Genomic DNA, 342 nt, shown 5'->3' with positions numbered 1-342 from the left:
GTCGCGGATTCTCGCGGTCCGCGACAGGGTGGTGTAGGACTCGAAGACGTAGCGCTCGATGGCCTCCGGGGAGAAGATTCCCTCGTACTTGCGGGCGAGGTCATCGGCTGTGTGTTGGAGGACTTGGGTGTCGAGCGGCGGGGTGTCGGCGGCCATGGCCTGGTCCTTTCAGGAGCAGCAGGAGGAAGTGGGTGCGCCGCCGATGGTCACCAGGATGGGCCCGGCTGGCACGTCGCAGGATCCGCCGAGGTCGGTGGTGCAGACGCCGGTCGCGGGCAGTTCGAGGTGGACGGTGTCGGCGGCGACCCGGTCGCCGGCCAGGGCGGCGGCGATGGAGCGGAC

Annotated in this window: 1 protein-coding gene and 1 pseudogene; both read right to left on the bottom strand. The window is 69.9% G+C overall.

The annotated features are described in order from the left end of the window. A partial coding sequence (locus L979_RS17120) for a three-helix bundle dimerization domain-containing protein (protein ID WP_369793003.1) occupies window positions 1–156 on the bottom strand: 156 nt, incomplete at its 3' end. 12 nt (window positions 157–168) lie between these two features. After that, window positions 169–342 (bottom strand): annotated as a pseudogene (locus L979_RS16010) (flavoprotein); the annotation flags it as partial.

This window comes from Kocuria sp. ZOR0020 (genome assembly GCF_000800955.1).
Taxonomy (GTDB): Bacteria; Actinomycetota; Actinomycetes; order Actinomycetales; family Micrococcaceae; genus Kocuria; species Kocuria subflava.
Note: the sequence above shows the minus strand (reverse complement) of the source record. Positions and strands in the feature narration are given on the sequence as shown.